Below are 6401 nucleotides of genomic sequence, written 5' to 3'. Positions count from 1 at the left end.
GCCCCCGAGGACGCCCCGCTGGACGCGGTGGCCGCCCCCGACGGCACGGAACTCTTCTTCTGCGCCACCGGAAAGCCGCACCTGCCCGACTGGCGGGCCGACTTCGAGGACGTCGCCGCCCCGGCGGACACCGGAGGCGTGGAGCGCGTCGACCACCTCGCCCTCACCCAGCCCTGGCACCACTTCGACAAGGCGGCCCTCTTCCACCGCAGCGTCCTCGGCCTCGACGCCCAGGAGAGCGTCGACGTCGTCGACCCCTACGGGCTGCAGCGCAGCCGCGCCGTGGCCAACGCCGACGGCAGCGTCCGCATCGCCCTCGGCGTCGGTGCGGCGCCCACCGACGACACCGTCCACGCCCAGCACCTCGCGCTGGCCACCGACGACGTGGTCGCCGCCGCCCGCCGCTTCCGTGCCGCCGGCGGCCGCCTGCTGCCGATCCCGGCGAACTACTACGACGACCTGGCGGCGCGCCACGACCTGCCCGACGAGGAACTGGAGACCTACCGCGACCTCGGCATCCTCTACGACCGCGACGCGGGCGGCGCCTTCCGGCACTGCTACACCGAGACCGTCGGCCGGCTCTTCTTCGAACTCGTCCAGCGCGACCCCGGCTACCGCGGCTACGGCGCTCCGAACGCGCCCGTGCGCCTGGCGGCACAACACGCCCGGCACACCACACGCTGACGGGCCCGGAGGCCCGGAGGCCCGGAAGACCAGAGGACCGGAGGCCCGGAAGACCGGAGGCCCGGAAGACCGGAGGCCCGGCTCAGTCCTTCTTCGCCGCCTCCACGGGCTTCACCGCCTCCACGGCGTGCCCGCCGAACTGGTTGCGCAGTGCCGCGACCATCTTCATCTGCGGGGAGTCCTCCTGGCGAGAGGCGAACCGCGCGAACAGGGCGGCGGTGATCGCCGGCATCGGCACGGCGTTGTCGATGCCGGCCTCGACGGTCCAGCGGCCCTCGCCGGAGTCCTCCGCGTAGCCGCGGATCTTCTCCAGGTGCTCGTCGTCGTCCAGGGCGCTGATGGCGAGGTCCAGCAGCCAGGAGCGGATGACGGTGCCCTGCGTCCAGGAGCGGAACACCTCGCGCACGTCGGTGACCGACGGGACCGTCTCCAGCAGCTCCCAGCCCTCGGCGTAGGCCTGCATCATCGCGTACTCGATGCCGTTGTGGACCATCTTCGCGAAGTGGCCCGCGCCCACCCTGCCCGCGTGGACGAAGCCGTACGGACCCTCCGGCTTGAGCGCGTCGAAGACCGGCTTGAGCCAGTCGACGTGCTCCTCGTCGCCGCCCACCATCAGTGCGTAGCCGTTCTGCAGGCCCCACACGCCGCCGGAGACGCCCGCGTCGACGAAGCCGATGCCCCGCGCGTGCAGCTGCTTGGCGTGCCTCTCGTCGTCCGTCCACCGGGAGTTGCCGCCGTCGACGACGATGTCGCCGGGCTTGAGCAGGGTCGTCAGCTGGTCGATGACGTACCGGGTGGCCGCGCCGGCCGGGACCATCACCCAGACCGTGCGGGGCGCCTCGAGCCGGTCGACGAGTTCGACCATGCTGTCCACGTCGGAGAGGTCGGGGTTGCGGTCGTAGCCGACCACGGTGATGCCGGCGTTGCGGAGGCGCTCCCGCATGTTGCCGCCCATCTTGCCGAGGCCGATCAGGCCCAACTCGATCGTTGCCATGTCAGCTCACTTCCTCAGGGTGCGGTACGCGGCCACGAGGGCGGCGGTGGACGGGTCGGGGCCGGGCATCAGACGGTCTCCTCGATGCCCTCGCCGCGCAGGGCGACGGCGTACATGTCGTCGGCGTCCAGGCGGCGCAGCTCCTCGGTGATGAGCTCCGACAGGGGACGGACCTTCAGCGCGAGGGAGCGCGGCGGCTGGCCCGGCAGGGTGAGCGTGGCCAGCGGGCCCTCGGGCCGCTCGATGGCGATCTCCCCCTCGTCGGTGCCCAGCCGTACGGCCGTGACCACCGGGCCGGGGGAGACCACACGGTCGGCCCGCACACCCAGCCGGGCCTGGAGCCAGCGGGCCAGCAGCTCCGCGCTGGGGTTCTCCGCCTCGGCCTCCACGGCCGCCGAGGTCACCTTCACCCGTGCCTGGTCCAGGGCCGCGGCCAGCATCGAGCGCCAGGGGGTGAGCCGGGTCCAGGCGAGGTCGGTGTCGCCGGGGGCGTAGGAGCGGACGCGGGCCTGGAGCACCTCCAGCGGGCGCTCGACGGCGTACAGGTCGGTGATCCTGCGCTGTGCCAGCCTGCCCAGCGGGTCCGCGGAGGGGTTGTCGGGCGCGCCCACCGGCCACCACACGACGACCGGCGCGTCGGGCAGCAGCAGCGGCAGCACCACCGAGCCGGCGTGGTCGGACACGTCGCCGTAGGTGCGCAACACGACCGTCTCGCCGGCGCCGGCCTCGGCGCCGACCCGCACCTCCGCGTCCAGCCGGGAGTGCGTACGGTCCCGCGGGGTGCGGGAGTGCCGCTTGATCACGACCAGCATGCGTGAGGGATGCTCGTGCGAGGCCTCCTCGGCGGCCTTGATCGAGTCGTAGGCGTTCTCCTCGTCCGTGACGATGACCATCGTCAGGACCATGCCCACGGCGGGCGTGCCGATGGCACGGCGGCCCTGGACCAGGGCCTTGTTGATGTCACCCGCGGTGGTGTCGGTCAGGTCGATCTTCATGGCCTGCGCCAGCTCCGTCCGTCTCGTGCGAGCATCTCGTCGGCTTCCCGCGGACCCCAGGTGCCCGCCGGGTACTGGGCCGGCCTGCCGTGCTCGTCCCAGTACTCCTCGATCGGGTCGAGGATCCGCCAGGACTCTTCCACTTCCTGGTGGCGGGGGAACAGGTTGGCGTCGCCGAGCAGCACGTCCAGGATGAGGCGTTCGTACGCCTCCGGGCTGGACTCCGTGAAGGACTCGCCGTAGGCGAAGTCCATCGACACGTCCCGGATCTCCATGGAGGTGCCCGGCACCTTGGAGCCGAAGCGGACGGTCATGCCCTCGTCCGGCTGGACGCGGATCACGACCGCGTTCTCGCCCAGCTCCTCGGTGGACGTGGAGTCGAAGGGGGAGTGCGGCGCCCGCTGGAAGACCACCGCGATCTCGGTGACCCGGCGGCCCATCCGCTTGCCGGTGCGCAGGTAGAAGGGGACACCCGCCCAGCGGCGGTTGTCGATCCCCAGCTTGACGGCCGCGTAGGTGTCGGTCTTCGACTGCTTGTCTATGCCCTCTTCCTCGAGGTAGCCGGCGACCCGCTCGCCGCCCTGCCAGCCCTCCGCGTACTGGGCGCGCACGGTGTGGGAGCCCAGGTCCTCGGGCAGCCGCACCGACTTGAGCACCTTCAGCTTCTCGGTGAGCAGCGCCTCGGCGTCGAAGGCGATGGGTTCCTCCATCGCGGTCAGCGCGAGCAGCTGCAGCAGGTGGTTCTGGATGACGTCCCGGGCGGCGCCGATGCCGTCGTAGTACCCGGCCCGGCCGCCGATGCCGATGTCCTCGGCCATGGTGATCTGCACGTGGTCGACGTAGGAGCGGTTCCACACCGGCTCGTACATCTGGTTGGCGAAGCGCAGCGCCAGGATGTTCTGGACGGTCTCCTTGCCCAGGTAGTGGTCGATGCGGAAGACCTGCTCCGGGGCGAACACCTCGTGCACGATCCGGTTCAGCCGGCGGGCGCTGGCCAGGTCGTGGCCGAACGGCTTCTCGATGACCGCGCGGCGCCAGGAGCCCTGCGGTGAGTTCGCCAGCCCGTGCTTCTTCAGCTGCTGCACGACCTTGGGGAAGAACTTCGGCGGTACGGAGAGGTAGAAGGCGAAGTTCCCGCCGGTGCCGCGGGAGGCGTCCAGCTCCTCCACGGCCGCGCGCAGCTGCTTGAACGCCGTGTCGTCGTCGAAGTCGCCGGGGACGAACCGCATGCCCTCGGAGAGCTGGTGCCAGACCTCCTCCCGGAACGGCGTCCGGGCGTGCGCCTTGACGGCCTCGTACACCTCCTGGGCGAAGTCCTGGTCCTCCCAGTCGCGCCGGGCGAAGCCGACCAGCGAGAAGCCCGGCGGCAGCAGGCCGCGGTTGGCCAGGTCGTACACGGCCGGCATCAGCTTCCTGCGGGACAGGTCGCCCGTGACTCCGAAGATGACCAGCCCGGACGGCCCCGCGATCCGCGGCAGCCGGCGGTCCCGGGGGTCGCGCAGCGGATTCCTCCATGCGGCGGCAGGTGCGACCGGGACGCGTACGTCGCCCTTCGCGGCCTGCACCGCGGCGGTGCCCGGCACCGAACCCCGTTCGGGCACGGTGTCCGGTGGGCCGGGTTCCGGCGGACCGGACTCCGGTGTGCCGGGGGCCTGGGCGCGCGCCGGCTCGGCGGGCTCGGCGGGCTTGTCGGTCATTCCGTGTCAACTCCCTTGTTCGCCTTGTTCGCCTTGTTCGCCTTGTTCGCCTCGCCCTCGGGCCGTCGTACGGCCTCGTCGCAGGAGACCGCCGACCGCTCGACCGCCACCGCCGGATCGGCGCGGGCCTGGGCGGAGCCGTACCAGCGAGTACCGCGGAACGGTCCTGACCATGCAGACGACACGGCAACGGGGCCCCACGCGCGTGCGTGGAGCCCCGATCTGTCGAACAAGCGTCCGATCAGTGGCCGAAGTCGAACCAGTTGACGTTCACGAAGTCCGCCGGCTGGCCGCTGGTGAAGGTGAGGTAGACGTCGTGGGTGCCGGTCACCGGGGTGATGTTCGCGGGGATCGTCCGCCAGGACTGCCAGCCGCCCGTGTTGCCCACGGCGAAGCTGCCGACGGGGGAGTTGCCGCGGCTGTCCAGGCGTACCTCGACCAGCCCGCTGACCCCGGCCGGCGCACCGCTGGCGACGCGGGCGTAGAACTGCCTGGCCGGGGTGGAGCCGAAGCCGACGCCCTTGTAGAGCGCCCAGTCGCCGTTCGCGAGCGAACCGATGTTCTGGCCGCCGCCGGTGTCGGTGGTCGACTCGGTGATCACGCCGCTCTGGCTGTCGTAGGACTCGGCCTGGATGGGGCTGTAGGCGTCGCGGTTGCCGGACGGCGGAGGCGTGGTACCGCTCCCACCGCCGGATGACTGGAGCACCTGCACATAGTCCACGACCATCGGGTGGCCGGGCTCGGTGCCGCCGTCGGGGCCGCCGCCGAAGGCGTCGGGGAAGCCGCCGCCCATCGCCACGTTCAGGATCACGTAGTAGCCGTGATTGGTGGCGTTGGCCCAGGTCGTCGCGTCCACCTGGTTGGCCCTGACGGTGTGGAAGTTGACCCCGTCCAGGTAGAAGCGGATCTCCTCGGGTCCGGTCGACTTGTCCCACTCCACCGCGTAGGTGTGGAAGCCCGCCTGGCAGGTGGTCCCGGTGCACGACGTCGAACCGCCGATGCCCGAGGTCTCGTTGCACGGCCCGCCCGGGCTGGTGCCGCAGTGCAGGGTCGCCCAGTTCGTGTTGAGGCCCTGGACGTTCTCCAGGATGTCGATCTCACCGATGCCCGGCCAGTTCCAGTAGTTGCCCCGGTAGGGCGCGCCCAGCATCCAGAAGGCGGGCCAGTATCCCTTGGCGGCGGCGCCGGTGACGTTGGGCATCTGGATGCGGGCCTGCACGCGCAGCTTGCCGCCGGCCGGGGGCTGGAAGTCGGCGCGCTTGGTCTCGATACGGCCGGAGGTCCAGTTGCCGGCGGCGTCCCGGCGCGGGGTGATGCGCAGGTTGCCACTGCCGTCCAGGGAGACGTTGCTGGTGCTCGAGGTCATCGTCTCGATCTCGCCGGTGCCCCAGTTGGAAGGGCCGCCCGGGTACGAGGTCCCGGTGTCGTACTGCCAGTTGGCGGTGTTGACGCCGGACCCGGCAGGGCCGTCGAACTCGTCGAGGAAGACCTGCGTCCAGCCGGACGGGGGTGTGGGGGCGGAGGCGTTCGCGGGCAGGGTCGCGGCGGTGGCGACGGCCGCCGCCAGGCCGAGCGTGCCGAGGACGGCGACGAGCGCGCGCCGCGCGGAGCGCCGTCTGCGACGGGTGCCGGCGGGTGCGCCGGAGGGCTCACTCATGGGGGGGATGCCTCTCGGGTGGGGAGTCAGGTGCGCGAGAGCCTCGCGGGAGGGCGCCCGGGGAGGTTTTGAGAGCGCTCTCACGCGAGGTTGCGCCGCCAATGTGCTCCCGGCGGTGGCAGCCGTCAAGAGTTAAAACGAAGAAAGTCCTTGCGGAGCACGGGAGTTCAGCTGATGAAGGCGGAGATTTCCGTGTTGTCCTGGGCCGGCTCTCGGCTGTCGGCCGCCGGCCGTTCCGGTGCGGGCGGGCGCAGGCGGCGGCGCGGGAGCTGGCCGAGGAGACCGGACTGCGCGTCCACGACTCGTTCGCCCCGGTCCAGGACAACGGTGCGCACCTGGAGCAGCTCGCGACCTACGGCGACCCCAAGCGCGAT

The 6401-nt window shown here is 71.6% G+C and carries 6 protein-coding genes and 1 pseudogene; 2 read left to right on the top strand and 5 right to left on the bottom strand.

The features are described 5' to 3' along the window. Positions 1-684, top strand: a 684-nt coding sequence (locus C1I97_RS28590) for a VOC family protein (protein ID WP_181446960.1), incomplete at its 5' end; no start/stop codon positions are given. An 82-nt stretch (positions 685-766) separates the two neighbouring features. On the opposite strand, the gene gnd is transcribed toward C1I97_RS28590, so the two are convergent. The 5 genes from gnd to C1I97_RS28570 all read right to left on the bottom strand — a co-directional run bounded on the left by gnd (position 767) and on the right by C1I97_RS28570 (position 6027). Continuing rightward, positions 767-1669, bottom strand: coding sequence for a phosphogluconate dehydrogenase (NAD(+)-dependent, decarboxylating) (gene gnd / locus C1I97_RS28585; RefSeq protein WP_111006025.1), 903 nt, complete (start codon positions 1667-1669; stop codon positions 767-769). Positions 1670-1746: 77 nt separating this feature from the next. Further along, complete coding sequence (opcA, locus tag C1I97_RS28580) at positions 1747-2673, bottom strand: glucose-6-phosphate dehydrogenase assembly protein OpcA (protein ID WP_111006023.1); 927 nt, start codon at positions 2671-2673, stop codon at positions 1747-1749. Continuing rightward, positions 2670-4370, bottom strand: a complete 1701-nt coding sequence (zwf, locus tag C1I97_RS28575) for a glucose-6-phosphate dehydrogenase (RefSeq protein WP_258382783.1) — start codon at positions 4368-4370, stop codon at positions 2670-2672. The genes opcA and zwf overlap by 4 nt, the downstream gene beginning before the upstream one ends. Further along, on the bottom strand, positions 4367-4555 hold the full coding sequence (locus C1I97_RS39390) for a hypothetical protein (protein ID WP_146608320.1): 189 nt from the start codon (positions 4553-4555) through the stop codon (positions 4367-4369). The genes zwf and C1I97_RS39390 overlap by 4 nt, the downstream gene beginning before the upstream one ends. A gap of 56 nt (positions 4556-4611) precedes the next feature. Continuing rightward, positions 4612-6027, bottom strand: coding sequence for a glycoside hydrolase family 16 protein (locus C1I97_RS28570; RefSeq protein ID WP_111006022.1), 1416 nt, complete (start codon positions 6025-6027; stop codon positions 4612-4614). Between the two features lie 248 nt (positions 6028-6275). Between C1I97_RS28570 and C1I97_RS28565 the strand changes: the two are divergent. Then, positions 6276-6401 (top strand): annotated as a pseudogene (locus C1I97_RS28565) (NUDIX domain-containing protein); the annotation flags it as partial.

The organism is Streptomyces sp. NTH33, assembly GCF_003236365.1.
Taxonomy (GTDB): Bacteria; Actinomycetota; Actinomycetes; order Streptomycetales; family Streptomycetaceae; genus Streptomyces.
This window is presented reverse-complemented; position numbering and strand designations above follow the sequence as displayed.

Excerpts from the sequence above, each read along its gene's own strand:
- C1I97_RS28570 (WP_111006022.1), bottom strand. The coding sequence starts at position 6,027 with ATGAGTGAGCCCTCCGGCGCACCCGCCGGCACCCGTCGCAGACGGCGC.
- zwf (WP_258382783.1), bottom strand. The coding sequence starts at position 4,370 with ATGACCGACAAGCCCGCCGAGCCCGCCGAGCCGGCGCGCGCCCAGGCC.
- opcA (WP_111006023.1), bottom strand. The coding sequence starts at position 2,673 with ATGAAGATCGACCTGACCGACACCACCGCGGGTGACATCAACAAGGCC.